Origin of the sequence: Streptomyces purpurogeneiscleroticus (assembly GCF_020024005.1) — a bacterium.
In the GTDB taxonomy this organism is placed as follows: domain Bacteria; phylum Actinomycetota; class Actinomycetes; order Streptomycetales; family Streptomycetaceae; genus Streptomyces; species Streptomyces purpurogeneiscleroticus.
The window spans coordinates 1-25,345 of the sequence record NZ_NHSG01000433.1; the positions used below are offsets into that span (position 1 = coordinate 1).

A 25,345-nucleotide genomic window follows, 5' to 3' on the forward strand; every position below is an offset into this window, starting at 1 on the left:
TGCGGGGTGCGGGATGCGGAGTGCGTGGCGGGTGGAGGAGTCGGGAATCTTAAAGCGCAGATGTTGCGTTAAAGATAGGGGAGTGAAGCTCTTAAAGCAAATATATTGCGTTAGCGGCTGTGGTGGCCTACCGTCGTCATCACGACCACCGCCGTAGTCGCGACCACTGCCGTAGTCGCGACCACTGTCGAAGTTGCGACCACTCACGAAAGACACGGACCAGCCATGTCCCTGACTCCCCCTCATCCCCTTCCGTCCCTTCCTGGCCATACGCCGCAGAGCGCCGCGGCGGCGGCCGAGCGAGCCGGGGTTCCGCTGCGCGGTGACCGGCATTCGGTCGTGGCCGCCACCGCCGATCACATCCTGACCGTGGTCAGCCGCCTCCGGGAGCTCGACCTGGCGGACGTCCCGCCCGCCCCCTCCTACCGCGCCGACGAGCGGTGACGGCCGTGCAGCCCTACGAGCTCTCTCTTGCCGAGGCGGCCGACGCGATCGGCGCCGGGCACCTGTCTCCGGTGGAACTCACCGAATCCGTCCTGGCGCGTATGGAAGCGACCGAGCCGCTGGTGAACGCCTACGCGGCCGTCACGGCGGACTCGGCACGCGAGCAGGCCGCCGCCGCGGAGAGGGAGATCGCCGCCGGGCGGCGCCGCGGTCCGCTGCACGGCGTTCCCATGGCGCTCAAGGACCTCATCGACACCGCGGGCGTGGTGACCGCGTCCGGTTCGGCCGTCCGCGCCGGCCGGATACCGGACCGGGACGCGGCCGTCACCGCGCGGCTGAAGCGGGCGGGTGCGGTGCTGGTGGGCAAGGCGCACACGCATGAGTTCGCCTACGGACTGACGACACCGCAGACGCGCAATCCGTGGGCGCCGGACCGGGTGCCGGGAGGTTCCAGCGGCGGGTCGGCGGCCGCGGTGGCCGCGGGGTCGGCGACGTTCGCGCTGGGGACGGACACGGGGGGCTCGATCCGGGTGCCCGCCGCGTTGACCGGCACTGTCGGTCTGAAGCCGACATACGGATTGGTGCCGCGCGAGGGAGTGGCGGCACTGTCCTGGTCGCTGGACCACGTCGGCCCGATCACGCGTACGGTGCGGGACGCCGGGTTGGTACTGGAGGCCATCGCCGAGCGCGGCGCGGGTGGCGGTGGGCTGGAGGGCGTCCGGGTGGGGGTCCCCTCCGATTACTTCTTCGACCGCGTCGATCCGCAGGTGGAAGCCGCCGTGCGGACCGCCCTGGACCGTATGGCCGACCTCGGGGCCCGCCTTGTGGACGTGCAGATCCCGCTGCACCGGTACGTCCAGGCGGTCCAGTGGGGGCTGATGGTGCCCGAGGCGACCGCGTACCACGCCGCGCAGCTGGGCGACGCACCCGAGCTGTACGGGGACGACGTACGGGTGTTGCTGGAGGCGGGCGCGCTGCTGCCTGCGGTCGACCACATACGTGCTCAGCGGGCCCGCACGCTGATGCGGCGGGAATGGGAAGCGCTGTTGGGGCAGGTGGACCTGATAGCGGCGCCGACCGTACCGGCGACCGCCGCGCAGGCAGGGCAGGAGGTGTTCGGCTGGCCGGACGGGACGGTGGAGGCGGTGGCCGACGCGTATGTACGTCTCTGCGCGCCCGCGAACATCACCGGACTGCCCGCGCTGTCGCTGCCGGTGGGGCTCGACCTGGACGGATTGCCGATCGGTATGCAGCTGATCGGGCGGCCGTACGGTGAGGCGGCGCTGCTGGGCGTGGCGGGTGCGTACGAGCGGGAGTTCGGGCCCGCGCCGCGGGCGGAGGTGGACGCCCGGCTTGTAGCAAAGAAGTAGCGTTAACCTAGGGGGATGGGAGCAAAGCCGAGGAGCCGTCCGGGCGGGCGCAGCGCACGCGTTCAGGAGTCGGTGCACCGGGCCGTACGCGAGCTGGAAGCCGAGGTGGGGCGTGCGGGGCTGACGGTGCCGCTGATCGCGGCGCGTGCCGAGGTCACCCCCTCGACGATCTACCGGCGTTGGGGAGACCTGCAGGAACTGCTGTCAGACGTGGCGGTGGAGCGGCTGCGCCCGGAGGGGCCGCCCGCCGATCGCGGCAGCCTGACCACGGATCTGGAGACGTGGGCGGCGGAGTGGCTGGAGGAGATGTCGTCGGCGGCCGGCCGCGCTTACATCCAGGACGCGCTCGCCGGCGACCGGGAGGGCGGTAACGCGGGGCAGTGCTCGGCGTACGCCGTCGAGCAGGTCGCCGTGCTCCTCGACCGTGCCGCCGAGCGGGGCGAGCCGGCGCCCGACGTGGACACGGTCCTCGACCATCTGGTGGCGCCGATGATGTACCGCATACTCTTCCGCCCGGGCCTGCTGGACGCCGAGTACGCCCGAGAACTGGCCCATACCGTTCTCACCCGCTTCCCGGCTGTGGAAGCGGGCTGACACCGGGAGCGGGCTTACGCCGAGAGTCGGCTGATGCCGAGAGTCGGCTGATGCCGAGAGCCGCCTGATGTCGAGAGCGCGCTGATGTCGAGAGTGGGCTGATGCCGAGGAAGCGGTCCCCGGTCACGGCAGCAAGCGCTGTTCCTTTGCTACCGATACCGCGCCGGCTCGGGTGTCGACGCCGAGTTTGGCGTAGATGCGGCCCAGGTGGGTTTTTACCGTGGCCTCGCTGATGAACAGGGCCTTGGCGATGTCGCGGTTGCCCAGGCCCTGGGCGAGCTGGGTGAGGATGTCGCGTTCGCGGTCCGTGAGGGTGGGGCGCGGTTTGCGCATGTTGGCCATGACGCGGCTGGCCACCGGGGGCGAGAGGGCAGTGCGTCCCTGGGCCGCGGCGTGGATCGCGGCGAAGAGTTCCTCGGGGCGTTCGGCCTTCAGGAGGTAGCCGGTCGCGCCCGCTTCGATGGCGCGGGTGATGTCCGCGTCCGTGTCGTACGTGGTCAGGACCAGCACGTGGGGGGCCCGGTCCGTGGCGGTGAGGCGGCGGGTGGCTTCCACGCCGTCGATGCCGGCGCCGAGCTGGAGGTCCATGAGGACGACGTCGGGGTGGAGCTTCGCGGCGAGGGCGAGGACCTCCTCGCCGGTGCCCGCCTCCCCGACGACCTCGATGTCCGGGGCGCTGTCCAGCAGGGCCAGCAGACCGGCCCGTACGACCACGTGGTCGTCGCAGAGCAGGATCCGTACGGGCGGTCGTTCCGGGGTCGTGGGCGCGGCCGGTGTGGCGGGGGTCGGGGGCGTGGTCACTGTGGCTGCTCCAGGGGAAGCGAGGGCCGCTCCAGAGGAATCGCGGCGGTCAGGACGGCCCCCTCGCCGGGGGCCGACTCGATGGTGAGGGTGCCGCCGAGCTGGCGGACCCGGGCGCGGATCGCCGGGATGCCGTGGCCGCGTACGCCGGTGGGCGCGTCGGGGAGGGTTACCGGGTCGAAGCCGCGGCCGTTGTCGGCGACGTCCAGGACGACCTGGTCGTCGAGGGTGGTGAGGGTGAGCGCGGCGGTGGTCGCGCCGGCGTGTTCGCGTACGTTGGCCAGCGCGCCCTGCGCGATCCGGAGCAGGCCCGACTGCACCAGGTCGGGCAGCGGGGCGCCGGTGGGATCGTCGATGTGGACGCGGACCGCGAGGCGGTCGTCGCCCTCTCGGGCCGCGAGGGCGTGCAGCGCTTCGGGAAGGCCGCCTTCGGCGAGGTCGGCGGGGGCCAGGTCGTGGACGAAGCGGCGGGCTTCGGTGAGGTTGTGCTCGGCGATCGACGCGGCGGTACGGACATGGCCGCGGGCCTTGGCCGGGTCGGCGTCCCAGGTGCGTTCGGCGGCCTGGAGCAGCATCCGCTGGCTGGACAGGCCCTGGGCGAGCGAGTCGTGGATCTCCATGGAGAGGCGCTGGCGTTCGGCGAGGGTGCCTTCGCGGCGCTCGGTGGCGGCCAGTTCGCGGCGTGTGCGGACCAGGTCGTCGATCAGGGCGCGCTGCCGGGCAGCCTGCCGCTGCATGTACATGAAGATCGCGGTGGCGAAGGTGGCGACGGCGGCCGGGCCGATCACCAGGTCCAGGTCGAAGCGGCGGGCCAGGGTGAGCTGCGCGCTGATCACGAAGACGGTGAGGACGGCGACCAGGACGTATGCGGCCTGCGGCGGCAGGGTGCGCAGCGCCGCGTAGAAGAGGGGCACCGCGACCCAGGCGAAGCTCGGGGCGAGCACCACCAGGACCGCCCACACCAGGACGACCGCCCCCAGCCACACCAGGCGGCGGGCCGGCGGCCGGGCGACCCTGGTGCCGGGCGGCAGCGGGGGCCCGGCCGGGGCGCCCCGGCCGGGCCCGGTCACGTACAGCCCCGCCACGTACAGCACGGCCAGTACCACCGCCAGCGCGATCACCCAGGGCGCGTGCGCCTCGCCGCCGTGCCGCTGGATGAACCGGGCCATGGACGAGCCGAGCAGCACGAAGAAGGTCACGTGTATGACGGCCGCCAGCCGACGGGCGTCCGGATCGCCGTCGCGCGGCTGTGGCCGTGACTGCGGCTGCGGCTGCGGCTGCGGCAGGGATGGCGGCAGCGATTGCGGCTGCCCGCTTGCGTGCACTCAGTACCGTCCTTCCGGCCGCCCCGGGCCCCTGTCCGTCCCGGTCCGTGTCCGTCCCGGTCCCGTGTCCGTCCCGGGCCGTGTCCGTCCCGGACCTGCATCCGCCCCGGGCTCGTGTCCGCACCCTCTGAACTGGGCAAACACTTCCATTGTTCCCCGTCCGGGCGGGGCCGGGGTCATCCGATCGGTTGACCCCGTTGTCCACCGACCCGCGCGCCGTATGCAGCCGGTACACCGACGGGGAGCAAGGGGATAGGGACCCAGGATTGATCTCAGAGCCGGACGGCACGAACACCCTACGAACCGGCCCCGAGAACCCGAGAATCCCTGGAGTTGGCCCCCATGAAGCACGTCAAGAAGGTCTCGAAGCGCGCCCGCGTCGTCAGCGGCGGTGCCCTCGCCGCGGCCCTCGTCCTCGGCGGCGTCGGCGCCTGGTCGGCGAACGCGTCCTCCGCGGCCCCGGCCGCTCCGGCGGCCGTCAAGGCCGACGCGCGGAACGACGCCCTCATGCAGTCCACCCACCTGACCGTCGCGGCCGCCACCGACGCCGCCCAGGCCGCCCTGGACGCGGCGAAGAAGGAGAACCAGCGCGTCTCCGTCGCCGTCGTGGACCGCAACGGCAACACCATCGTCGAGCTGCGCGGCGACGGCGCCGGGCCGCAGTCCTACGAGTCGGCCGTGAAGAAGGCGTACACCGCCGTCTCCTGGAACGCCCCGACCTCCGAGCTGGTCAAGCGCCTGGAGAGCGCCCCGACGCTGAAGGACATCCCCGGCACCCTGTTCCTCGCCGGCGGTGCCCCGGTCAGCGCCAAGGGCGCGCCGATCGCCGGTATCGGTGTCGCCGGTGCCCCGTCCGGTGACCTGGACGAGAAGTTCGCCCGGGCCGGCGTCGCCGAGCTCGCGAAGCCCGGCGAGTAATCATCGACATGTCGACGGCACCGCGCGTTCGCGCTGCGCTGAGGGCGGGGATCGGCATCGCGGTGCGTACAAAGATGGCGACGACCACGTCCGTGCTGCGTGCACGCATCTGCGCACGCCTTCCCTGGAACTCGAGGAGTACCCCCATGAACGCGCTCGACCGCGAGCTGCTGGAAGCAGCGGCGAACGGTGCCGTCGACGCCGTGCGCGCCGCCCTCGACGGGGGCGCCGCGGTCGATGTCCGCGACGAGCACCGGCGTACCCCCTTGCTGCTGGCCGCGCTCGGCGACCATGTGGCCGCGGCGGAAGTACTGGTCGCCGCCGGTGCCGACCCCAACGCCCAGGACGACCGGCGCGACAGCCCCTGGCTGGTCACCGGCGTCACCGGCAGCGTCGCCATGATGCGTACGCTGCTTCCGGCGAGGCCCGACCTGAAGGTGACGAACCGATTCGGCGGTATCTCGCTCATCCCGGCGTGCGAGCGCGGTCACGTGGACTACGTCCGTGCCGTGCTCCGCTCGACCGACATCGACGTGGACCATGTGAACCAGCTCGGCTGGACCGCCCTGCTGGAGGCCGTCATCCTCGGCGACGGCGGCCGCGCCCACCAGGAGATCGTCGACCTGCTGATCACCGCCGGGGCCGGCTCGCGGCTGCCGGACGCCGACGGCGTCACCGCGCTCGAACACGCCGAGCGGCGCGGCTTCACCGAGATCGCCGGTCTGCTGAGGGCCGTACGGTGAGGCGTGCGGTGAAGCGTGCGGTGAAGCGTGCGGTGAGGAGTGTGAGGCGCGGGGTGAGGCGTGCGGTGAGGCGGAACGCGCCGGCCGCGCCGCTCGGGACGCCGCTCGCGCTCGGCCTTGGGCTCGCCACGTCCCTCGTGCTCGTCGCGGGGTGCGCGCCTCAGGGGAGCGACAACTCCCCTCCGCCCAGGGCGAGTTCTACAAAGACCCCCAAGGCGAAGAAGGCCCCCGCCCCCTCCGGCCGTACCCCTGACGGCACTCTCCTCGTCGCCGACTTCGGCGCCGACACCGTCACGTTCATCGACCCCGACCGGGGCGCGTTCGACTCCGTGCGGGTCGGCACCGCCCCGTACGGGCTCGTCGTCGGCGACGACGGCCGGGCCTGGATCGCCACCGCGGAAGGCGTCGCGGTCGTCGACACCGGAAAGCGCGAGCGGATCGCCCGTATCCCGTATACGACGGACGGTACAGGGGATGCGACATACGGCGAGTACCGCGGCGGCGGCATGGGGATCGCCCTCGCCCCCGACGGCCGGCGTGTGTACGTCGGCGTCAACCGGCCCGGTGGCAAGGGCACCGTCGAAGCCGTCGACACCCGCACCCTGAAGGTCTCGGGCGTCGCGGAGGTGGGCCGCCGGCCGTTCGATGTGGACGTCTCGCGTGACGGGCGGGAGGTGTACGCCACGGACCACGACTCGTTCGACGTGACCGTCGTCGCGACCGGCTCGCTCCGTACCCGGCGCATCGAGGTCGCCCCGTACGGCACCGAAGGCGGCCTCGGCTCCTGGCTCAAGCCGCACTACGCCGCCGTGCGCCCGTCGGACGGAAAGCTGCTGCTGCCGTTCGAGGGGGAGCGGCTGGTCGTCCTCGACCCGAAGACGGGCCGGTCCCGCATCGAGACGATGACCGCCAACACCCACCAGCACGGCGCCACGATCACCCGCGACGGCACACTGCTCGCCGTCGGCACGGGCCCGATCGACCCGGCCCAGGACGAGGGTCCTTCGCTGACCGTGCGCGACCCGAAGGGCCGGGAGAAAGTGATCCCGCTGGACGGCCCCCACGAGGACATCGCGGTATCCCGTGATCTCCATACTGCATACGTCACGGGCGGCTTCACGCGTGACGGCTACTGGAACGGCATCACGGTGGTGGACCTGGACTCCGGAAAGACCCGGCGCCTCGCGGCGGGGGAACGGCCACTGGGCATCGCGGTCCTGTGACCGCAGCGATCTCCGAGCGGCCTCCGGGTGATCCCCGGGCGACCTCCGAGCGGTCTCCGGGCGGTCTCCGGGCGGTCTCCGGGCGACCTCCGGGCGGTCTTCGGGCGATCCCCGTGGCCGCCGGGCCTCGCACCCACCCGATAAAAGCACTATCGGGGTGACACGGTGAATTGCCATCAAATGCGGCTTTTGCGTGGCCTAGGGTGAGTGCGCCGCCGTCACCGACAGCAGAGGCCAGGTCATGCGCCCACCTTCCGGCTCTGTTCCCACGAGGCCGCGCCGGCCCGGCTCGGGCCCGGCGGTCCTCGCGGCGGAGGTGGTCACACCGCCGTACCGCTACCGGCAGGAGGAGATCACCTCGGCCTTCGCGGAGGCGTGTCTCGCGCACGACCGGCCGGCGCGCCAGGTGCTCGAGAAGATCTCCGCGAACGCGGGTGTCCGCACCCGGCACATGGCCCTGCCGTTGGAGGAGTACCGGAAGCTGGACGGCTTCACCGCGGCGAACGAGGTCTGGCGGACCACCGCCCTCGACCTCGGTGAACGGGCGCTGCGCGGGGCCCTGGAGACCGCCGGCATCCTTCCCGAGGAAGTCGACGTGGTGATCAGTACCACGGTGACCGGCCTCGCCGTTCCTTCTCTGGAGGCGCGGCTCGTGCAGCGGCTCGGGCTGCGCGCGGACGTCAAACGGATCCCGCTGTTCGGCCTGGGCTGCGCGGCCGGCGCGGCGGGCGTGGCCCGGATGCACGACTACTTGCGGGGCTTCCCGGACCAGGTGGCCGTGCTGCTCTCCGTGGAGCTGTGTTCCCTGGCCGTGCAGCGGACCGACGCGTCGACGGCCAACTTGGTGGCGCTGAGCCTGTTCGGCGACGGTGCCGCAGCGGTGGTGGCGGTGGGGGAGCGCCGGGCCGCGGGCCTGTCGAGCCTCGCGGGCCTGTCGAGTGCCGCGGGTCCTCCGAGTACCGAGGGTTTGCCGAGTTCCGCGGATTTCCCGAGTACCGAGGGCCTGCCGAGCGCCGAGGATCTGCTCAGTATCGAGGAGCTGCCCGGCCCTGTCGGGCTGTCGGGTCCCGAGATCGTGGCGACTCGGAGCCGTCTCTATCCGGACAGCGAGGACGTGATGGGCTGGCACATCGGTGCGCACGGATTCGGCATCGTGCTGTCGCCGGACGTGGCCACGGTCGCGGAGGAGCAACTGCCCAAGGACGTACACGGTTTCCTCGACGATCACGGCCTGACGCCGGAATCCCTCACGACCTGGATCTGCCATCCGGGCGGGCCGAAGGTCATCCAGGCGGTGGAGCGCGCGTTCGGCCTGCCGCCCGATGCGCTGGCGCACACCCGTGACTCGCTGGCCGGCCTCGGCAACCTCTCCTCCGCCTCCGTACTCGACGTACTGCGCCGCACGATGGCCGCACCGCCGCCGGCCGGGAGCTGGGGCCTGCTCACCGCGATGGGCCCGGGGTTCGCGAGCGAACTGGTGCTGCTGCGCTGGTGACGGCGATTTGGGGGCACGACAATCCGGCGGGCTCACGACAATCATGCAAAGGAGCTGCTCATGTCCTCCGTATCCGGTCCGGACCTGCACGAATGCCTGGTGGCCCACATTGCCGAGCAGACCGCGCTGCCGCCCGAGGAACTGCTGCCCGAGCGGACCTTCCGGGAACTGGACATCGATTCGCTCGCGCTGGTCGAGCTGATCGTGGCGATCGAGAACGACACCGGCCTCGATCTGCCGCCCGAACTGCCGGGGGTGGACCGTGACACCACACTGGCCGAGGCGGCCCGCGTCCTCGAAACGCTCAGCGTGACGGCCGCCCGGGCCCCGGGCGAGGGCCCGGGCGAGGCCGACGCGGGTGTGCCCCATGCGCGCGGATGACGTCGCGGTAACCGGTCTGGGGCTGGTGACCGCCGCGGGCACGGGCGCCGGAGAGTTCTGGCGCACGCTGTGCGCCGGACGGCCGACGGCCCGGCCCGACCCCGCGCTCGTCGCCCTCCCGCACACGTTCTCCTGCCGGGCCGACCACTTCGACCCCGAACGGGAACTGGGCGGCCGGCTGAGCAGACGGCTGGACCGCTTCACCCAACTCGGCCTGTCCGCGGCGCAGCAGGCGGTACTGGACGCCAAGCTCGACCCGGGCTCATGGGTACCCGAGCGGGTGGGCGTGGTCCTCGGCGTGGGCAGCAACAGCCTGGAGCGTTACGCGCCGGAGTTCCACCGGCTGGCAGCGGGCCGCCCCACGAAGATCTCCCCGTACGCCCTGCCCCGCAGCGTCCCCAACATGGCCGCCGGAGAGGTGGCGATCCACCTCGGCTGCCGCGGCCCCAACTTCGTCACCAGCAGCGCCTGCGCCTCGGGGGCCACCGCGATCGGCGTCGCACGCGATCTGGTCCGCTCGGGAACCTGCGACGTGGTGCTCACCGGAGGGACCGAGTCGGGCCTGGCCCCCATGGCCGTCGCCGGTTTCGGACAGCTGGGGGTGCTCTCGCGGGGCGGTACGGAAGGTGCCATCGGTACAGACGGCGCCGACCACGGTGACCCGTCCTGCGAGCCCTCCTGCAGGCCCCCCTGCGAGCCCTCCTGCAGGCCCTTCGACGCCACGCGCGACGGCTTCGTACTGGGGGAGGGGGCCGCCGTCCTCGTACTGGAATCCGGTGCGCACGCCCGTGCGCGGTGCGCCCCCGTCCGGGCACTCCTGCGCGGCTACGGCGCGTCCGCGGACGCCCACCACGCGACGGCCCCGCATCCGGAGGGGCGCGGCGCCGAACAGGCGGTGCGCAGCGCGCTGGCCGACGCCGGTTGCGCTCCGGGCGACATCCACCACGTGAACGCACACGGCACGGCGACCGTGGTGGGCGACGCCGTCGAAACGGCGGTACTGCGGCGGGTCTTCGGCGAGCCGCCGCCCGTCACCGCGGCCAAGAGCGTCACCGGCCACGTCCTGGGTGCCTCGGGAGCGATCGAAGCGGCGGCCACGGTGCTGTCCCTGCAGGAGCAGACCGTGCCGCCGACCGCGAACCTCGTACATCCCGATCCGGCCCTGGACCTGGATGTGGTCGCCGGACGCCCGCGTCCCGTGCCGATGGACGCCGCGCTGACCTCATCGTTTGGCTTTGGAGGGCAGAATGCCGTTCTTGTCTTCACCGCAGGCTGACCTCGTCGTGACGGCGTTGACGGCGTCGACGGCGTTCCCCTCCGTGCCGGTGTGGTGTGCCGTGCTGCTGCTGGCCGTTGCCCTCGAACGGCTGGCGGAGCTGCTGGTATCGGTACGCCATACCCGCTGGGCCCGGGAGCGGGGCGGTGTCGAGCACGGCAGCGGACACTATCCGGCGATGGTCGCCGTGCACACCGGGCTGCTGATCGGTATGTGGGCGGAGGTCGCCCTCGCGCACCGCCCGTTCGTCCCGGCGGTCGGCTGGCCGGCGCTCGGCATTGTGGTGGCGACGCAGGTGGTGCGCTGGTGGTGTGTGCGCTCCCTCGGCCCGCGCTGGAACACCCGGGTGATCGTCGTGCCCGGACTGCCGCTGGTGGAGCGCGGCCCGTACCGCCGGCTGCGGCACCCCAACTACCTCGTGGTGGCGCTGGAGGGGGCGGCGCTGCCGCTCGTGCACACGGCCTGGCTCACCGCGCTGCTGTTCACGCTCGCCAACGCCCTCGTACTCGCCGTCCGGCTGCGGGTGGAGAACGCGGCGCTGGAACCGGCCTCGTGAGCATTCCCCATACTGAATACAGCGTTCCCAGTACCGCATACAACAGCGTCCCCGGCACCGGATACAACAGGATTCCCCGTACCGGATACGACACGGACGTGCTCGTCGCCGGGGGCGGACCGGCGGGGCTGGCCAGCGCTGTGTACGCGGCGCGCGCCGGGTTCTCCGTACTCGTGTGTGAGCCCCGCACCGCCCCGGTGGACAAGGCGTGCGGCGAGGGCATCATGCCGGGCGGCGTGCGCGGGCTCGCGGAGCTGGGCGTACGCCCCGTCGGCATGGCGTTCTCCGGTATCGAGTACGCCGACCTCGCGGGCCGGCGCGTCAGGGCGTCCTTCAGCGCCGGTTCCGGCCTGGGCGTACGACGCACCGAACTGCACACCGCGTTGGTACGGGCCGCCAAGGAGGCCGGCGCGCAGTGGAGCCCCGCGCGCGTCACCCAAGTCGCGCAGGACGCCTCCGGCGTCACGGCCGCGGGCGTGCGGGCGCGGTGGCTGATCGCGGCCGACGGCCTGCACTCGCCCGTCCGCCGCCACCTGGGCATTCCCGTCCGGCGCGGCGCCCCCGCGCGCTTCGGACTGCGCCGTCACTGGCAGCTCGCCCCGTGGACCGACGCCGTGGAGGTCACCTGGGGGCAGCACGCGGAGGCGTACGTGACGCCCGTCGGCCCGGACCAGGTGGGTGTCGCCGTACTGTACCGGCGGGCGCTGACACCGCCCGCGCACGCGCCTCAGGCCCCCGACACCTACACGGCGCTGCTGCGCTCCTTCCCGGAGCTGGCCGAGCGGCTCGCCGGAGCCCCGGCGGCTTCGGCGGTACGCGGTGCGGGGCCGTTGTGCCAGCGCCCCCAACGGCGCGTGCAGGGCCGCGTCCTGCTGGTCGGCGACGCCGCGGGATACGAGGACGCGCTGACCGGTGAGGGCGTCAGCCTGGCCGTCGCCCAGGCGCGGGCCGCCGTCGATGCCCTGCTGGCCGGGGCGCCCGGCGGCTACGAGCGGCGCTGGCGCCGGCTCACCCGGCGGTACCGGCTGCTCACCCGGGGACTGGTCATGGCGACCGCCGTCGCCCCCGTGCGCGGACTGCTGCTGCCCTGCTGTGCCGCCGCGCCCGGCGCCTTCCGACGAGCCGTCGATCAACTCGCCCAATGAGAGCAGCCGACCCGGGCGCGGGCGCCACGAACTCGCCCAATGAGAGCAGCCGGTCAACCGGCCCGACGAGAGCGGCCGACCAACTGGCCCAGCGAGAAAGGAGATCCGCCCGTGCGCATGGTCGTCCGTGGTGAGACGTGGCGGGAGCGCGTCGCGCTGCGCACCCGTCTGGCCCCCGTGCCCGCCTTCGAGTCGCTGGCCGGCATGGCGCTGTCGGGCGCGCTCATCGCCGGCGTACGGCTGGGCCTGTTCGAAGAACTCGCCCGACGGCCCGCCACGGCCGAGGAACTGGCCTCCCGGCTCTCCCTGCGCCCCGACACCACCCAACTCCTCCTGAACGGCATCGAGGCCCTCGGCTACCTGCGCAGACGGCGCGGCCGCTACGTACCGACCGGACGGGCCCGTCGCTGGCTCCTGTCGGCGTCCCCCAGGTCCGTCGCCCATTTCGTCGCCGGCCACCAGGACTACTGGCACTGGTGGGCGAGCCTGCCGGACGTGGCCCGCGGCGGCCCGGTCGTCGACCACCACACCGCGGCGGCGGACGACCCGTACTGGCGGGAGTACATCATGGGCCAGTACGAGCTGGCGCGGTTCAGCGCGCCGGAACTGGCGGCGGCGCTCCCCGTGCCCGACGGCGCCCGCCGGGTACTGGACGTCGGCGGCGGGCACGGCTGGTTCGCGGCGCAGCTGTGCCGCCGGTACCCCGGGCTGCGCGCCACGGTGGTCGATCTCCCGGGCAGCGCGGCCGTCGGCAGGGACATCATCCGCACGGCGGGCTACGGTCACCTGGTCGAGCACCGGGAGGGCGACGCCCGCAGCGCCGACTTCGGTAGCGGCTACGACGTGGCGCTCTGCCTGAACCTCATCCACCATCTCCAGCCGCCCGAGATCACCGCGGTGTTCCGCCGGATCCACGCGGCGCTGCGGCCGGGTGGTGTCATCGCCGTCCTCGACCTCTTCGGCGACTCCGGCCGGCAGCACCGCCCCGACGCCGCGGCGAGCTGCCTCGGCCTGCTTTTCCACCTCACCTCGGGGGCTTCCGTCTACAGTCCCGGACAGCTCACCGAGTGGCTGCGCGACGCCGGTTTCGCCCCGCCGCAGCGAACCCGGCTGCACCGCATCCCGGCGCAGTCCCTCTATGTGGCCACGGCCACCTGATGACGGATCTGCCCCGTTCTGCCTCCTCCATCCATACGCTCAGCGTATAGATCAGAGCAGCCATGCATTATGCGGAAGCAGCGGTCTCCCCCACGATCGGCACATGCACGCAGCCCCCGTCACCCCCGTCACCTCCGTCAGCTCCGCTGCGCTCGCTCCGGACCCACGCGGCGGGCGCCTGGCCGGAGTGGTCACGATGGCCGCCAGTGGCCTGTCCAATCAGGTCGGTGCCGCGGTCGGTTCGCTCGCCTTCCCTGTGCTGGGCCCGGTCGGTGTCGTCGCGGTGCGCCAGTACGTCGCCGCGCTCGTCCTGTTGGCCGTCGGCCGGCCCCGGCTGCGCGCCTTCACCTGGCGGCAGTGGTGGCCGGTCCTGCTGCTGGCGGTGGTGTTCGGGACGATGAACCTGTCCCTGTACAGCGCCATCGACCGCATCGGCCTCGGGCTGGCCGTGACCCTGGAGTTCCTCGGGCCGGTGACCATAGCCCTGGCCGCCTCGCGGCGCCGCGTGGACGCGTGCTGCGCGCTGGTCGCGGTGGCGGGTGTCGTCGTCCTGATGCGCCCGCGCCCGTCCGCCGACTATCTCGGGATGGGCCTCGGACTGCTGGCCGCCGCCTGCTGGGCGTCGTACATCCTGCTCAACCGTACGGTCGGCCGCCGCATCCCCGGTGCGCAGGGATCGGCGGCCGCCGCCGGACTCTCCGCCCTGATGTTCCTGCCGGTCGGACTCGTCATCGCCGTACGGCAGCCGCCGACCGCAGGGGCGGTGGTCTACGCCGTGGTCGCCGGCGTCCTCTCCTCAGCCGTGCCGTATCTCGCGGACCTCCTCACCCTCCGCCGGGTACCGGCCCAGCTGTTCGGCCTCTTCATGAGCGTCAATCCCGTACTGGCCGCCGTGGTCGGGCTGCTGCTCCTCGACCAGCACCTGGGCTGGACGGAGGGAGCCGGTATCGGAGCCGTCGTCGCCGCCAACGCGTGCGCCCTCCTCGCGGGGAACGGACGCCGCGCGGGGCGCGCCGGGGAGGAGGCCCTCCCGTGAAGCACGGTCGGGAAGCCGGACGGCCATGACGACGGGTACGACGAATACCGCGAGCAGTACATGGAATACGGTCGGCAGTCCACTCGTATCGGCGAGCCACCCGAATGCGGGGGAGCAGAGGCCGCCCGCCGCCATCGCCAATCCCAGGGTCAGCCCGCTGGCCGTGCCGGGGCGGTGCGGCAGATAGTCCTGGGCGAGCGTGACGTGCGCGGCGAACGGCAGGAACATCGCCACGCCGAACACCGCGGTACTCAGCACCAGTACGGGGAACGCCGGGGCGAAGGCGATACCCGCCAGAGCGGGGAGCGCCACGAGGTAGCCGGCCCGCAGCGAGGTCTTGCGGCCGTACCGGTCACCGACCCAGCCGCCCAGCAGCGTGCCGACCGCACCGGCCGCGGTGTATGTGGTGAGCACGGCGGCACCGGCCGCCGCCGACTGGTCCAAGTCCCGCTGGGCGTGCAGCGACACCATCGCGGTGACCGTGACATAGGGGATGGACCAGCCGACGATGACGGCCACCAGGCGGGCGAAGGAGCGCCAGTCGTCCGCCCGCTCGGCGCCGTCCGCCCCCGGAACGGCCGCTCCCAGCCCGGCCGTTGCGCCGGCCGGCGGGGCTGCCGCGGTGTGCCCCCGCCACCGCAGCCAGGGGCCCCGGAGGACCCACAGTACGGCCATGACCAGGGCGGGGACCGCCAGCAGGAAGCTCCCGGAGAAGCCCGCGGCGCCGATGACGAGGGTGACCAGCGCCGGAGCGAGGGCACCGCCGATCGTCCCGCCGACGGAGAAGACGCTCATGGCCCGCTGCGACGATCCGCCGGCGGCCCGGGCCTGGCTGGTCGCGGGTGGGTGGTAGGCCGCGATACCGATCCCCGCCAGCGCCACGCACAGCCAGGTGAGCAGATAGCTCCCGGAGAGCCCCGCGGCGGCCACGCCCAGCGCGGCCGTGCTGAATCCGGCCGGCACCAGCCACGGCCGTGACCTGCGGTCGGAGAGCACGCCGAACACCGGCTGGAACAGGCTGGAGATGCCGCTCGCCGCGAAGGCCAGGCCGGAGACCGCGGCATAGCTGTAGTGCCGCTGCGACATCAGGAAGGGCAGCATCGCGGGGATCGCGCCCTGGTAGAGGTCGTTGACCAGGTGCGTACCGGCCAGAAAGCCGAGTTGTCCCTTCTTCACCGGGCAGCCCCGCCCTCGGCGCGGTTGACGGCGGCCGCGACGGCCCGCACCGAGGCGGTCAGCAGGGAGGTGTCCCAGCCGGCGCCCCAGCAGGTGACGCCGTTGACGCGGCACTCGGCGTAAGCGATGGCATGGCTGCCCGGACCCGTCGTGGTGCCGTGTTCGGTGTACTGGATGATGTCGACCGCGAACCCGGCCGTCCCGAGAGCGTCGGTGAATGCCGCCAGTGGACCGTTACCGGTGCCCTGGCAGTGCCGCTCCTGCCCTTCCTCGTCGATGCGGAGCACGCAGGAGAAGTGGTGCTCGCCCGACCCGCTGTCAGCCGTACTCCAGGAGACAAGTCCGACCGGGCCGCCCTCCCCCGGGGCAATGTAGGTCGCGTAAAAGAGATCCCACAGATCCTTGTGCGACAGCTCCCGGCCGTCCGCGTCCGTGGTCCGCTGCACCGTGCGGGAGAAGTCCGGGCGCATCGTCGCGGGCAGGTCCAGCCCGTGGTGGGTGTGCAGCAGGTGGGCCACACCGCCCTTGCCGGACTGAGAGTTGATGCGGATGACCTCCTCGTACGTACGGCCGATGTCTCCCGGATCGATGGGCAGATACGGCACCGCCCACGGGGCCTCCTCCACGGGCAGGCCCCACTCGGCCGCCTGCTTGGCGTGGTGGGCGAGGCCCTTGGCGATGGCGTCCTGGTGCGTACCGGAGAAGGCGGTGTGCACCAGCTCGCCGCCGTAGGGGTGGCGCGGGTGGACCGGCAGCCGGGTGCAGTGCTCCACCGTCTCGCGTACGGCGTCGATGTCGGAGAAGTCGACCATTGGATTCACGCCCTGCGCATACAGGTTCAGGGCCAGGGTGACGAGGTCGACGTTGCCGGTCCGCTCGCCGTTGCCGAACAGACAGCCCTCGACGCGCTGCGCGCCGGCCAGGACGGCGAGCTCCGCGCAGGCCACGCCGGTGCCGCGGTCGTTGTGCGGATGGACGGACAGGATCACCGCAGCGCGCCGTGCCAGGTGGCGGTCCATGTACTCGATCTGGTCCGCGTACACGTTGGGGGTCGCCACCTCCACCGTCGCCGGCAGATTGTGGATCACCGGCCGGTCCGCGCAGGCGTCCCACAGCTCGGTCAGGCCGTTGCAGACCTCCAGCACGAAGTCCGGCTCCGTGAGGTTGAAGACCTCGGGGGAGAACTCGAACCGGATGTCGGCGCCCGGCTGTTCCCCCGCGCGCCGCATCAGATGGGTGGCGGCGTCCCGGATCAGCGCGTGCACCTCGGCGCGGGACCGCCCCAGTACGACGTCGCGCCACGTGGGCGCGGTGGCCGTGTAGAGGTGCACGACGGTGCGCGGGAGACCTTCGATCGAGGCGATGGTCCGGTCGATGAGGTCGTGACGGGCCGCCGTGAAGACGGAGACGGTCACGTCCTCGGGCACGGCGTCACTGGTGGCCAGGTGGCGTACGAAGTCGAAGTCGGTCTGGCTCGCGGAGGGGTAGCCGACCTCGATCTCCTTGTACCCCATGGCGACCAGCAGGTCGAACATCCGGCGCTTGCGCGCGGTGTCCATCGGCTCGGCGAGCGCCTGATTGCCGTCGCGCAGGTCGACCGGTACCCACAGCGGAGCCCGCTCGATGCGACGGGACGGCCAGGTGCGGTCCGTCAGGGGCAGCGCGACCCGGTCGTGCACGGGCTGATAGCGGTGCTGCGGCATCGCGCTCGGCCGCTGCCGGTTCCACGCGGGCGCGTCGAGGGGGACAGCGCCGGACGGGGTGCGCAGCGTGGGGAATTCCGTGGTTTCGCGGGGAGTCATGTGGCGGGACTTCTCTCTTTCGGTCATCTCCGATGACCGGCGCAGCCTGGAACCCCGCTGCGGGGTGCCGGTCGGATCAGGCCCCGCAGCGGCGGCCGAGAAGAAGAAGCTCGCGCAGCGACATGCCCGGTACGCTAGCCGCAAACAACTCCTCAGACAACCTGAGGTGTGCGTGCCGAGTGCATTCCGGACTGGTCAGGTGCCTGTATGCGGTCGACGAGTAAGCTGACCGGGAACTTCTGTCGGACAACCTGAGAGGTGGTGGCGGGTATGCCGCTCGGTGCCCTCCGCCGCAGCCCCCTGGTCGAACAGGCTGCCCAGCACCTGCGCGACCAGATCACCGAAGGGCAGTGGCCGGTCGGCACGAAGCTGCCCGCCGAAACGGCCCTGGCCAAGACACTCGGCGTGGGCCGCTCCACCGTGCGCGAAGCGTTGCGCGCGCTGGCCGGGGCCGGCCTGCTGGAGGCGCGGCAGGGGGCCGGCGTCTTCGTCATCGCCACGGAGCCGGACGAGGACTGGCCGACCCGGCTGCGCCGCGCCGCGGTGACCGATGTCTACGAGGTCCGCATGCTCGTCGAGGTGCAGGCCGCGCGCCTGGCGGCGGAGCGCCGTACGGAAGCGGACCTCAGCGCCCTGCGGGCGGCGCTGGACGCCCGCCGTGCCGCCGCTGCCGGCGCGGACGCGGCCTTTGTGGACGCGGACATCGCGCTGCACGCCGCGGTCGTCGCCGGCGCCCACAATCCCGTACTCAGCGACCTGTTCGCGGAATTCGTCCCCGCGCTGCGCAACGGGCTGATCGACCTGCTGGACATGCTCGGCCTGCGCGCGGACGAGCCGAACCACGGGGACGAGGCGCACGCCGCCTTGGTACAGGCCGTCGAGCGCGGCGACGGCGATGCCGCGGTCCACGCCCTCCAGGCCGAGTTGGAAGAGACCCTCGCGCGCCTCCACCGCCTCTGAACGCCACGGGGGCGATCAGAGGCCGATCATCGGTCGATCACCGGCCGATCAGCGGTCGTGATGAACGGTTCCGTCCTCGTCCATGGTGGGATGGATCTTCATCGGCGCGTAGTCATGGGCCTGGTCCGAGGGGCGGGGCGGTTCCGGCCCGTCCGGCCCCCACCTGACCAGCCGCTCGATGCGGCAGATGCGGAACAGCCGGTCGCCCGCCCGTAGTTCATTGTCCCGCCCGGCGGCCTGGAACCGCTCGGCGGCTCGCGCATAGCGCGCCCGCTCAGCCGCGCCGAGCTCGTAGAGCCGCGGCCAGATGTCGGTCAGCGCGTTGTGCAGGAGCCGCCGCGCGTCGTGCGGGGTCGGCATGAGCGAACCGCACGGCCGCCAGCCCTTCCCGACGCGTTCGGCGATGCCGAAGCCGACGGGCAGCAGGGCGATGTCCGGGTGCGTGGCCGCCGCCCGCTCGGAGTCCCTGCGCACGTCGGCGGGGTACCTGGCACCGGCGTACGCGAAGGCCCGCAGGCCCAGTTTCAGGGCACCGGCCATCAGGCCGTCCGCGCGGCCGGGGTCGAGGACGTGGCCGGTATCGCGGGAGGGCGGATCGTGGCGGCCGGTCCAGGAGCGGTCGGCGGGCTCGGGGTCCGTGGGCCGCGGCGGCTCCAGCCCGTCCTCGCCGCTCCGGGCGAACTCATCGGCGCGCACCACCCGGTAGCGCACGCCCAGTACCTCCAACTCGTCGGCCCGCTCGCGCTCGAGGACGGCCACCGCCTTCAGCAGCTCGCGGCGTACGGCCGGGTCGTCGGTGTCTTCCAGGGCCCTGAACCACAGCTTCGAGTTGAGCCCGTCCCTGGCCTGCTGGGGCGAGCCGTCCGCCATCGGCCCCTGCAACCGCCAGCCGGTACCGGACGCGGAGTCCTGGGTGGCGATACCGAACAGCGCCCCGCGGACGGCGATATGCGGATAGCGGCAGGACGCCTGGACGGCATCGGCCTCGTTCACCCAGGCCACCGGGTCGTCCCGGCGCACCAGATCAGCGTGGAGCCGGTCGATCTGCTGCTTCCAGTCCTCTTTCATGCACACATTGTGTGCTGCCGCCAAGAGGCGGATCGGCCGTGCTCTGCGAGATGACCCAGGAGTGGCGGGGGTCGTACGTGTTTGCGGGTGCTGTCGGGGTTTCAACGGTCCGCGCCCGGCCGCGGACCGTTCGGCCGGCCGTCACCCGATCGGCTCCGGTGCCGGGCCATCGGGGTAGTCGGTGGTGCCGGGGGCGCGAGTTGCGGCGGTTCCTCCACGGCCGGACCGGCACGCTGCTCAACAATGCCCCTGGTACTCCTGAGCACTCTTGGGCGCTCCTGAGTACTCCTGGTAATCCAGCACAACGGACCGCGTCGACTCTGGAAAAGGTGACACCCGCTCATGGCCCGAACGGCCTCCGGACCACAGCCGTCCAGCACCAGCTCCGGCCACCACGGCAAGGCCGTCGGTATCTCCATCGCTGCCGCGGTCGGCGGTTTCCTCTTCGGCTTCGACTCCTCCGTCATCAATGGCGCGGTGGACTCCCTGAGCTCGCACTTCGAGCTCAACGCCTTCCTCTCCGGCTTCGTCGTCTCCATCGCGCTGCTGGGCTGCGCCGTCGGAGCCTGGTACGCGGGGCGGCTGGCCGACGGGTGGGGGCGGCGGAACGTCATGATCCTCGGCGCGGCGATGTTCTTCATCAGCTCGGCGGGCTCGGCCTTCGCCTTCTCGGTACCGGATCTGATGCTCTGGCGCGTGATCGGCGGGCTCGGGATCGGCATCGCGTCCGTGATCGCGCCCGCCTACATCTCGGAGGTGGCGCCGGCGAGCGGGCGCGGCGCGCTGGGTTCGCTCCAGCAGCTGGCGATCACCATCGGGCAGCTGGTGGTCCTCAGCTCCAACAAGGGCCTGGCCGCAGCCGCGGGGGGTGCGTCGGAGGAACTGTGGCTGAACATGCCGGCCTGGCGCTGGATGTTCCTGGTGGGTGTGCTCCCGGCGCTGGTGTACGGCGTACTGGCGATGCTGATCCCGGAGTCCCCGCGCTACCTGGTGCTCAAGGGGCAGTACGAGAAGGCCGCCGGCGTGCTGCAGCGGGTGACCGGCATCGCCGACCCGGAGCGGAAAGTACAGGAGATCCGGGAGACCCTGCACAAGGAGCACCGGAGCAGCTTCAAGGACATCCGCGGCCCCCGGATGGGGCTCCAGCCGCTGGTCTGGGTCGGCATCGTGATGGCCGCGTTCCAGCAGCTCGTGGGCATCAACGCGATTTTCTACTACTCCACCACGCTGTGGAAGTCGGTGGGGTTCAGCGAGTCCGACTCGTTCACCACGTCGGTGATCACCGCCGGGATCAATGTGGTGATGACCGTGGTCGCCATGCTGTTCGTGGACCGGGTCGGGCGCCGCCGGCTGCTCTCCATCGGCTCCGCCGGCATGTTCGTGGCGCTGCTGCTCACCGCGGTCGCCTTCTCGCAGCAGCAAGGCAGCGGCGAGAACGTGACACTGCCCGGCCCGTACGGGCCGCTGGCGCTCATCGGTGCCAACGCCTTCGTGGTCTTCTTCGCGCTCTCCTGGGGCCCGGTCATGTGGGTCATGCTCGCCGAGATGTTCCCCAACCGGATGCGGGCGATGGCGCTGGCGATCGGTACCGCCTCGAACTGGATCTTCAACTTCCTCGTCACCTTCTCCTTCGAGCCGATGACCACCAAGGTCGGCCTCTCCTGGCTCTACGGCGCCTTCGCCTTCTTCGCCTTCGCGTCCTTCTTCTTCGTGCAGCGGAAGGTCCCCGAGACCAAGCAGCGGGAACTGGAATCCATGACGGGCGAGACGTACCGGCGGGAAACCGCCGGACGCACGAAGGCCCCGTAGCCTCCGGCGGCAACTTGCGCTGTCATGTGAGGGGCCCAGTAAGTCGGTTGAGGGCTCAGTACGTCAGTCAGGGGAGAGCATGAACGATTCCGGACGACGGCAGCACGGCACGCGAGTACCGGTCACCGATCCCACCCTGGACATCGAGACACCCGCACGTGAGTGGCAGGGGCAGCCGCGGCACCGGCTGGTCGCCATCGGGGATTCGCTCACCCAGGGGTTCCAGAGCGGGTCGATCTTCCATACCGACCTGTCCTTCCCCGCGATCATCGCCCACGAAATGGGGTGGAGCACCTCGTTCCGTTACCCGTCCTACAACGGATACGGAGGGCTCCCGCTCAACATCGAACTGCTGCTGCGCGACCTGGAAGCACGCCACGGCCGGGACGTGGACTGGTGGGAGGTGGCACCCGCGCTCTTCCGGGTCCGCGGCTTCATGGACCGGGTGGAGGACTACTGGGAGCGCGGGCCCGGCACGGCGGTGCCGAGGACCCGGGCCGTCAACCACAACCTCGGGGCGTTCGGCTGGGACCTGCGGGACGCGCTGGAGAAGTCGGCCGACGTCTGCCGCGCGCGCATCTCGAAGCCCAAGGACGACCTGGTGTACCAGGTCGTGCAGGACGCCGGGGAGCGCGCCGCGCTGCGCGTCCTGCCCACCGAACCGCCGGAGGCCGGCGCCCTGTCGCAGCTCGGCGCGGCCAAGGCGCTCGGCGAGGAGACCGGGGACACGGACGGCATGGACCCGGAACACGGCATCGAGACGCTGGTCGTGTTCCTGGGATCCAACAACGCACTGCAGACGGTGACGGACCTGCGCGTCGTCTGGAGCGAGGAGGGCTACGACGACCTGAACCGCAAGGGCGCCTTCACCGTCTGGCGGCCCGAGCACTTCGCCGCCGAGCTGCGGGAGGTCGTCCGAGAGGTCCGGGAGATCAAGGCGCGGCACGTCATCTGGTGCACCGTGCCGCATGTCACCGTCGCGCCGCTCGCGCGCGGCGTCGGCGGCAAGACCGAGCCGGGCTCCGCCTACTTCCCGTACTACACCCGCCCCTGGATCAGCGACCGCGCCTTCAACCCGCGCAACGACCCGCACATCACCGGCGACCAGGCGCGCGACATCGACCACGCCATCGACCAGTACAACGACGCGATCACCGCGGAAGTGCGGCAGGCCAGGGAGGCGGGCAGGGACTGGTACGTGCTGGACACCGCGGGCCTTCTCGACCGGCTCGCCGCACGCCGTTACCTGGAGGACCCGCTCGCCCGCCCCGACTGGTGGCAGCCGTACCCGTTGCCGCCGGAGCTGCAGGCCCTCAACCCGCCGCCCAACACCCACTTCCTCGCCAGTGACGGGAACCGGCGGATCGACGGCGGCCTGTTCTCGCTGGACGGCGTCCATCCGACCACCGTCGCGTACGGGATCGTTGCCCAGGAGACGATCAACATCATGCGACGGGCGGGCGTCGAGTTCCGGCACCCCGACGGGACCACGCCACGCCCCGACCCGGTCCTGGTGGACTTCGACCGGCTCATCCGCCGCGACACCCTGATCAACCGGCCGCCGGGGAATCTGACCCCGACGCTGAAGGTGATCGGGTGGGCGGACGAGGCACTGGACCTCTTCCGGCGGGTGCTGCCCTTCGGTACGTGACCGCTCACTGCCCTTCGGTACGTGACGCTCACCGCGGGCCGGTCGGGCCCGGCGCCCGCAAGGGCACGTGCCCGACCGCCCGCCCCTCCGCGTCCAGCAGCCGCCCCATCCGCTTGAGCGTATGCAGCGTCAGTTCCCGTTCCCCGACCCGGAGGTGGGGGAAGCGGCGCCGGATGCGGGTCTCCAGCGCGTGGCACTCCGCGGTCGACCGTATCCAGGCGGAGAACAACAGGTTGGCGGCGCCGGTCACCGCAACGCACAGCCGGGTCTCCCGGAAGGCGGCCAGCGCCAGGCCGGTGCTGTCCAGCAGGTCGGCCGGTACGTCGAGCCGGTACGTCGCGATGACCGGCCAGCCCGCCGCCCGCTGCGCCACGTCGCAGCGGAAGTGCACCTCCGGGTGGTGCAGCAGGCGCGCCAGCCGCCGCCGCACGGTGGTCTCGCTCATCGCGCACTCCCGAGCCAGATCCGCGTAGGCCCGCCGGCCGTCCTCGCCCAGCGCCCGCAGCAGCCGGGTGTCGGCCTCGCCCAGCGCAGGCGCGCGCTGCGGCCCCGCCCCGTCCCGCGGCCCGAGCGTCCGCCGCTGGTCGCTGTCCAGCGCGTGCAGCAGCCATCCGCTGCCCTCGCGGTACGTACGCGCCTGAAGGCTCACCCGTACCGCCGAAATACCGTCCAGCCGTCCCAGGAAACCGGTCACGAACGCGTCCATGCCCGCCAGGTCGCGGGTGATGACGTACAGCAGCAGCTGATGCGCCCCGGCCGTCCGCTCGATGCTGAAGACGTGCGGTGACGCGCTGAGCCGCGCGCTGACGGCGAGCAGCCGCTCCGGCCGGCAGGCGACGTCGATGTACGCGACGGGCATCCCCGGCAGCGACGCGTACGCGGTCATCCAGGCCAGCCCCTGCCCGGTCAGCCAGTTCCAGCGCCGGGCCGCGGTCGTGGCGTCGACGCCGACGGCCGCCGCGATACGGGTCCACGGGGCCCGCGGCGCGACCTGCAGCGCCTCGACGAGCGCCAGGTCCGTCTCGCTCAGCGCGGCGGATTCCGGCGGACGGCGGGGCGCTGCGCCGGATACCGGCGTGGGGACCACGGGAAACGCCATGGCGTGCATTGTGGCCGAACCCCCCGCCCACCCGGTAGAGCAGGAGGATCATGCCGTGCAGATGCACAGAACCACCCGGATCACGGTGGTACTGCTCTTCGCCGCCTGGACCGTCGACTACATCGACCGCCTCGTCATCAATCTCGCGCTGCCGTCGATGGGCGAGACGTTCGGCCTGTCGCACGGTGCGCGCGGAATGATCGTCTCCGCGTTCTTCCTCACCTACGCGCTCTTCCAGATCCCCGGCGGCCTGCTGGCGGACCGTTTCGGCGGCGTACGGATGGCTTCCCTCGCGCTGGTCCTGTGGTCGCTCTTCACCGGACTGACCGCCGTGGCCTGGTCGTTCGCCGCCCTCCTGGTCATCCGCTGCCTCTTCGGTGCGGCGCAGGGGCTGTTCCCCGGCGCGGCACTGAACGCGCTGAGCCGGCGCAGCATCCCCGCCCAGCGCATGACGGCGACCGGCTGGCTGCAGAGTTCCAACGCGGTCGGCGGCCTGCTGGCCTCCGTCCTCGCGTCGGTGCTGCTGTCCCTGTGGGACTGGCGCGCCATGTTCCTGACCGTCTGCCTGCTGGGCCTGCTGGTCCTCGTCGCCGTACGGCGCTGGATGCCGGCGCCGCTGCCCGAGGCCGACACCGGGGCCGATGCCCCGCGCACGAAGGGCGCGGCGCGGGCGGTGCTGCGCTCGCCCGCCATCTGGGGTTTCGCGCTGCTGTTCTTCGCCTACGACGTGGTGATCTGGGGCCTGAACTCCTGGAGCGGCTCGTACCTCATCGAGGAGCGCGGCCTGCACGTCGGCTCCGCTGGGCTGGTCACCCTCGGCCCGACCGTACTGGCCGCGGCCGGCGCCGTGCTCGGCGGCAAGCTGTCGGACCGCTTCGAGGGCCGGCCGCGCCGCATCATCGTGCCCGCCATGCTGGCCGTCGCCGTACTGCTGTTCCTGCTGCCCCGTACCGCCTCCATCCCGCAGTTCGTCCTCTGCGGCACACTGCTCAGCGGCGCCGCGGGCCTGTGCTATCTGCCCTGCTTCTCCGTACCGCTGCGCAGCCTGCCGCCCGGGCTGAGCGGGGTCGCCTCCGGGATCATCCTGTTCGGCGGCCAGCTGTCCGGCATTCTGACCCCCACCGTCTTCGGCACGGTGGTCGACCACTTCTCGTACGAAGCGGCCTTCACGATGCTCATCGCCGGGCCGGTGCTCGCGATCCTCGTCTCGCTGCGAGTGCCGCAGACGACGCCGCGCTTCCTGGCCGGGTTCGGCGGCGCGCATGCGCCCGGCCGGCAGACCGGCGACCGCGCGTCCGCCCACCCCGCACCCCAC

At 72.1% G+C, this 25,345-nt stretch carries 23 protein-coding genes and 1 pseudogene; 17 read left to right on the forward strand and 7 right to left on the reverse strand.

Annotated features, from left to right (window positions below; genetic code table 11):
* Positions 1 to 207 (reverse strand): hypothetical protein (locus tag CCS38_RS32005; RefSeq protein ID WP_223736824.1); only part of this gene is annotated, 207 nt, incomplete at its 3' end.
* Positions 208 to 225: 18 nt separating this feature from the next.
* Here CCS38_RS32005 and CCS38_RS32010 point away from each other — a divergent pair.
* From CCS38_RS32010 to CCS38_RS32020, 3 genes are read left to right on the forward strand one after another with little or no spacing between them, the layout of a single operon-like run.
* Entirely contained in the window at positions 226 to 444 is a 219-nt protein-coding gene (locus tag CCS38_RS32010; protein WP_223736825.1) for a hypothetical protein, read from the forward strand.
* Between the two features lie 5 nt (positions 445 to 449).
* Positions 450 to 1,814: an amidase gene (locus tag CCS38_RS32015; RefSeq protein WP_223736826.1), complete on the forward strand. Its 1,365-nt coding sequence runs from the start codon at positions 450 to 452 to the stop codon at positions 1,812 to 1,814.
* Between the two features lie 15 nt (positions 1,815 to 1,829).
* Complete coding sequence (locus CCS38_RS32020; protein WP_223736827.1) at positions 1,830 to 2,408, forward strand: TetR/AcrR family transcriptional regulator; 579 nt, start codon at positions 1,830 to 1,832, stop codon at positions 2,406 to 2,408.
* A gap of 123 nt (positions 2,409 to 2,531) precedes the next feature.
* On the opposite strand, the gene CCS38_RS32025 is transcribed toward CCS38_RS32020, so the two are convergent.
* Together CCS38_RS32025 and CCS38_RS32030 are read right to left on the reverse strand one after the other, a co-directional pair.
* Positions 2,532 to 3,209 carry a response regulator gene (locus CCS38_RS32025; RefSeq protein ID WP_223736828.1) on the reverse strand — a complete coding sequence of 226 codons (678 nt, stop codon included), beginning with the start codon at positions 3,207 to 3,209 and terminating at the stop codon, positions 2,532 to 2,534.
* Entirely contained in the window at positions 3,206 to 4,495 is a 1,290-nt protein-coding gene (locus CCS38_RS32030; RefSeq protein ID WP_223736841.1) for a sensor histidine kinase, read from the reverse strand. The genes CCS38_RS32025 and CCS38_RS32030 overlap by 4 nt, the downstream gene beginning before the upstream one ends.
* A gap of 381 nt (positions 4,496 to 4,876) precedes the next feature.
* Between CCS38_RS32030 and CCS38_RS32035 the strand changes: the two genes are divergently transcribed.
* The 10 genes from CCS38_RS32035 to CCS38_RS32080 all read left to right on the forward strand — a co-directional run bounded on the left by CCS38_RS32035 (position 4,877) and on the right by CCS38_RS32080 (position 14,465).
* Positions 4,877 to 5,452, forward strand: coding sequence for a GlcG/HbpS family heme-binding protein (locus CCS38_RS32035; protein ID WP_223736829.1), 576 nt, complete (start codon positions 4,877 to 4,879; stop codon positions 5,450 to 5,452).
* Between the two features lie 146 nt (positions 5,453 to 5,598).
* The gene (locus CCS38_RS32040; protein WP_223736830.1) at positions 5,599 to 6,195 is read left to right on the forward strand and encodes an ankyrin repeat domain-containing protein; all 597 of its coding nucleotides are present in this window, start codon (positions 5,599 to 5,601) and stop codon (positions 6,193 to 6,195) included.
* Positions 6,196 to 6,260: 65 nt separating this feature from the next.
* Positions 6,261 to 7,418: a YncE family protein gene (locus CCS38_RS32045; protein WP_223736831.1), complete on the forward strand. Its 1,158-nt coding sequence runs from the start codon at positions 6,261 to 6,263 to the stop codon at positions 7,416 to 7,418.
* Positions 7,419 to 7,659: 241 nt separating this feature from the next.
* A complete protein-coding gene (locus CCS38_RS32050) occupies positions 7,660 to 8,913 on the forward strand; it encodes a type III polyketide synthase (RefSeq protein WP_223736832.1) in 1,254 nt (417 codons plus the stop codon).
* Between the two features lie 60 nt (positions 8,914 to 8,973).
* Positions 8,974 to 9,294: an acyl carrier protein gene (locus CCS38_RS32055; protein ID WP_223736833.1), complete on the forward strand. Its 321-nt coding sequence runs from the start codon at positions 8,974 to 8,976 to the stop codon at positions 9,292 to 9,294.
* The gene (locus tag CCS38_RS32060; RefSeq protein ID WP_223736834.1) at positions 9,281 to 10,570 is read left to right on the forward strand and encodes a beta-ketoacyl-[acyl-carrier-protein] synthase family protein; all 1,290 of its coding nucleotides are present in this window, start codon (positions 9,281 to 9,283) and stop codon (positions 10,568 to 10,570) included. The genes CCS38_RS32055 and CCS38_RS32060 overlap by 14 nt, the downstream gene beginning before the upstream one ends.
* 49 nt (positions 10,571 to 10,619) lie before the next feature.
* The gene (locus CCS38_RS32065; RefSeq protein WP_223736842.1) at positions 10,620 to 11,126 is read left to right on the forward strand and encodes an isoprenylcysteine carboxyl methyltransferase family protein; all 507 of its coding nucleotides are present in this window, start codon (positions 10,620 to 10,622) and stop codon (positions 11,124 to 11,126) included.
* 71 nt (positions 11,127 to 11,197) lie between these two features.
* Positions 11,198 to 12,271 (forward strand): NAD(P)/FAD-dependent oxidoreductase, encoded by a 1,074-nt coding sequence (locus tag CCS38_RS32070; protein WP_223736843.1) that lies wholly within the window; start codon positions 11,198 to 11,200, stop codon positions 12,269 to 12,271.
* A gap of 117 nt (positions 12,272 to 12,388) precedes the next feature.
* The gene (locus tag CCS38_RS32075) at positions 12,389 to 13,429 is read left to right on the forward strand and encodes a class I SAM-dependent methyltransferase (protein WP_223736844.1); all 1,041 of its coding nucleotides are present in this window, start codon (positions 12,389 to 12,391) and stop codon (positions 13,427 to 13,429) included.
* Positions 13,430 to 13,532: 103 nt separating this feature from the next.
* Positions 13,533 to 14,465 carry an EamA family transporter gene (locus CCS38_RS32080; protein ID WP_372457182.1) on the forward strand — a complete coding sequence of 311 codons (933 nt, stop codon included), beginning with the start codon at positions 13,533 to 13,535 and terminating at the stop codon, positions 14,463 to 14,465.
* A 36-nt stretch (positions 14,466 to 14,501) separates the two neighbouring features.
* On the opposite strand, the pseudogene CCS38_RS32085 reads toward CCS38_RS32080, so the two are convergent.
* Both CCS38_RS32085 and leuA read right to left on the reverse strand, forming a co-directional pair.
* Positions 14,502 to 15,755: pseudogene (locus CCS38_RS32085) on the reverse strand (MFS transporter); the annotation flags it as partial.
* Complete coding sequence (gene leuA / locus CCS38_RS32090; RefSeq protein WP_223736835.1) at positions 15,638 to 17,443, reverse strand: 2-isopropylmalate synthase; 1,806 nt, start codon at positions 17,441 to 17,443, stop codon at positions 15,638 to 15,640. The pseudogene CCS38_RS32085 and the gene leuA, both read right to left, overlap by 118 nt.
* A gap of 270 nt (positions 17,444 to 17,713) precedes the next feature.
* Between leuA and CCS38_RS32095 the strand changes: the two genes are divergently transcribed.
* Positions 17,714 to 18,403 (forward strand): FadR/GntR family transcriptional regulator, encoded by a 690-nt coding sequence (locus CCS38_RS32095; RefSeq protein ID WP_223736836.1) that lies wholly within the window; start codon positions 17,714 to 17,716, stop codon positions 18,401 to 18,403.
* Positions 18,404 to 18,451: 48 nt separating this feature from the next.
* On the opposite strand, the gene CCS38_RS32100 is transcribed toward CCS38_RS32095, so the two are convergent.
* Positions 18,452 to 19,471 carry a DUF5954 family protein gene (locus tag CCS38_RS32100; protein WP_223736837.1) on the reverse strand — a complete coding sequence of 340 codons (1,020 nt, stop codon included), beginning with the start codon at positions 19,469 to 19,471 and terminating at the stop codon, positions 18,452 to 18,454.
* Between the two features lie 342 nt (positions 19,472 to 19,813).
* Here CCS38_RS32100 and CCS38_RS32105 point away from each other — a divergent pair, with 342 nt between their 5' ends.
* Both CCS38_RS32105 and CCS38_RS32110 read left to right on the forward strand, forming a co-directional pair.
* A complete protein-coding gene (locus CCS38_RS32105) occupies positions 19,814 to 21,280 on the forward strand; it encodes a sugar porter family MFS transporter (protein WP_223736838.1) in 1,467 nt (488 codons plus the stop codon).
* A gap of 79 nt (positions 21,281 to 21,359) precedes the next feature.
* The gene (locus CCS38_RS32110; RefSeq protein ID WP_223736839.1) at positions 21,360 to 22,931 is read left to right on the forward strand and encodes an SGNH/GDSL hydrolase family protein; all 1,572 of its coding nucleotides are present in this window, start codon (positions 21,360 to 21,362) and stop codon (positions 22,929 to 22,931) included.
* Between the two features lie 28 nt (positions 22,932 to 22,959).
* On the opposite strand, the gene CCS38_RS32115 is transcribed toward CCS38_RS32110, so the two are convergent.
* Positions 22,960 to 24,030 carry an Lrp/AsnC family transcriptional regulator gene (locus CCS38_RS32115; protein ID WP_223736840.1) on the reverse strand — a complete coding sequence of 357 codons (1,071 nt, stop codon included), beginning with the start codon at positions 24,028 to 24,030 and terminating at the stop codon, positions 22,960 to 22,962.
* Positions 24,031 to 24,091: 61 nt separating this feature from the next.
* On the opposite strand from CCS38_RS32115, the gene CCS38_RS32120 reads away from it, so the two are divergent.
* Positions 24,092 to 25,345: MFS transporter (locus CCS38_RS32120; protein ID WP_223736846.1), on the forward strand; the 1,254-nt coding region annotated here is incomplete at its 3' end.

Coding starts and splice junctions, on each gene's coding strand:
- CCS38_RS32010 (WP_223736825.1), top strand. CDS start 226: ATGTCCCTGACTCCCCCTCATCCCCTTCCGTCCCTTCCTGGCCATACG.
- CCS38_RS32100 (WP_223736837.1), bottom strand. CDS start 19,471: ATGAAAGAGGACTGGAAGCAGCAGATCGACCGGCTCCACGCTGATCTG.
- CCS38_RS32080 (WP_372457182.1), top strand. CDS start 13,533: ATGCACGCAGCCCCCGTCACCCCCGTCACCTCCGTCAGCTCCGCTGCG.
- CCS38_RS32035 (WP_223736829.1), top strand. CDS start 4,877: ATGAAGCACGTCAAGAAGGTCTCGAAGCGCGCCCGCGTCGTCAGCGGC.
- CCS38_RS32020 (WP_223736827.1), top strand. CDS start 1,830: ATGGGAGCAAAGCCGAGGAGCCGTCCGGGCGGGCGCAGCGCACGCGTT.
- CCS38_RS32060 (WP_223736834.1), top strand. CDS start 9,281: ATGCGCGCGGATGACGTCGCGGTAACCGGTCTGGGGCTGGTGACCGCC.
- CCS38_RS32050 (WP_223736832.1), top strand. CDS start 7,660: ATGCGCCCACCTTCCGGCTCTGTTCCCACGAGGCCGCGCCGGCCCGGC.
- CCS38_RS32110 (WP_223736839.1), top strand. CDS start 21,360: ATGAACGATTCCGGACGACGGCAGCACGGCACGCGAGTACCGGTCACC.
- CCS38_RS32055 (WP_223736833.1), top strand. CDS start 8,974: ATGTCCTCCGTATCCGGTCCGGACCTGCACGAATGCCTGGTGGCCCAC.
- CCS38_RS32095 (WP_223736836.1), top strand. CDS start 17,714: ATGCCGCTCGGTGCCCTCCGCCGCAGCCCCCTGGTCGAACAGGCTGCC.
- CCS38_RS32075 (WP_223736844.1), top strand. CDS start 12,389: ATGGTCGTCCGTGGTGAGACGTGGCGGGAGCGCGTCGCGCTGCGCACC.
- CCS38_RS32115 (WP_223736840.1), bottom strand. CDS start 24,030: ATGGCGTTTCCCGTGGTCCCCACGCCGGTATCCGGCGCAGCGCCCCGC.
- CCS38_RS32040 (WP_223736830.1), top strand. CDS start 5,599: ATGAACGCGCTCGACCGCGAGCTGCTGGAAGCAGCGGCGAACGGTGCC.
- leuA (WP_223736835.1), bottom strand. CDS start 17,443: ATGACTCCCCGCGAAACCACGGAATTCCCCACGCTGCGCACCCCGTCC.
- CCS38_RS32105 (WP_223736838.1), top strand. CDS start 19,814: ATGGCCCGAACGGCCTCCGGACCACAGCCGTCCAGCACCAGCTCCGGC.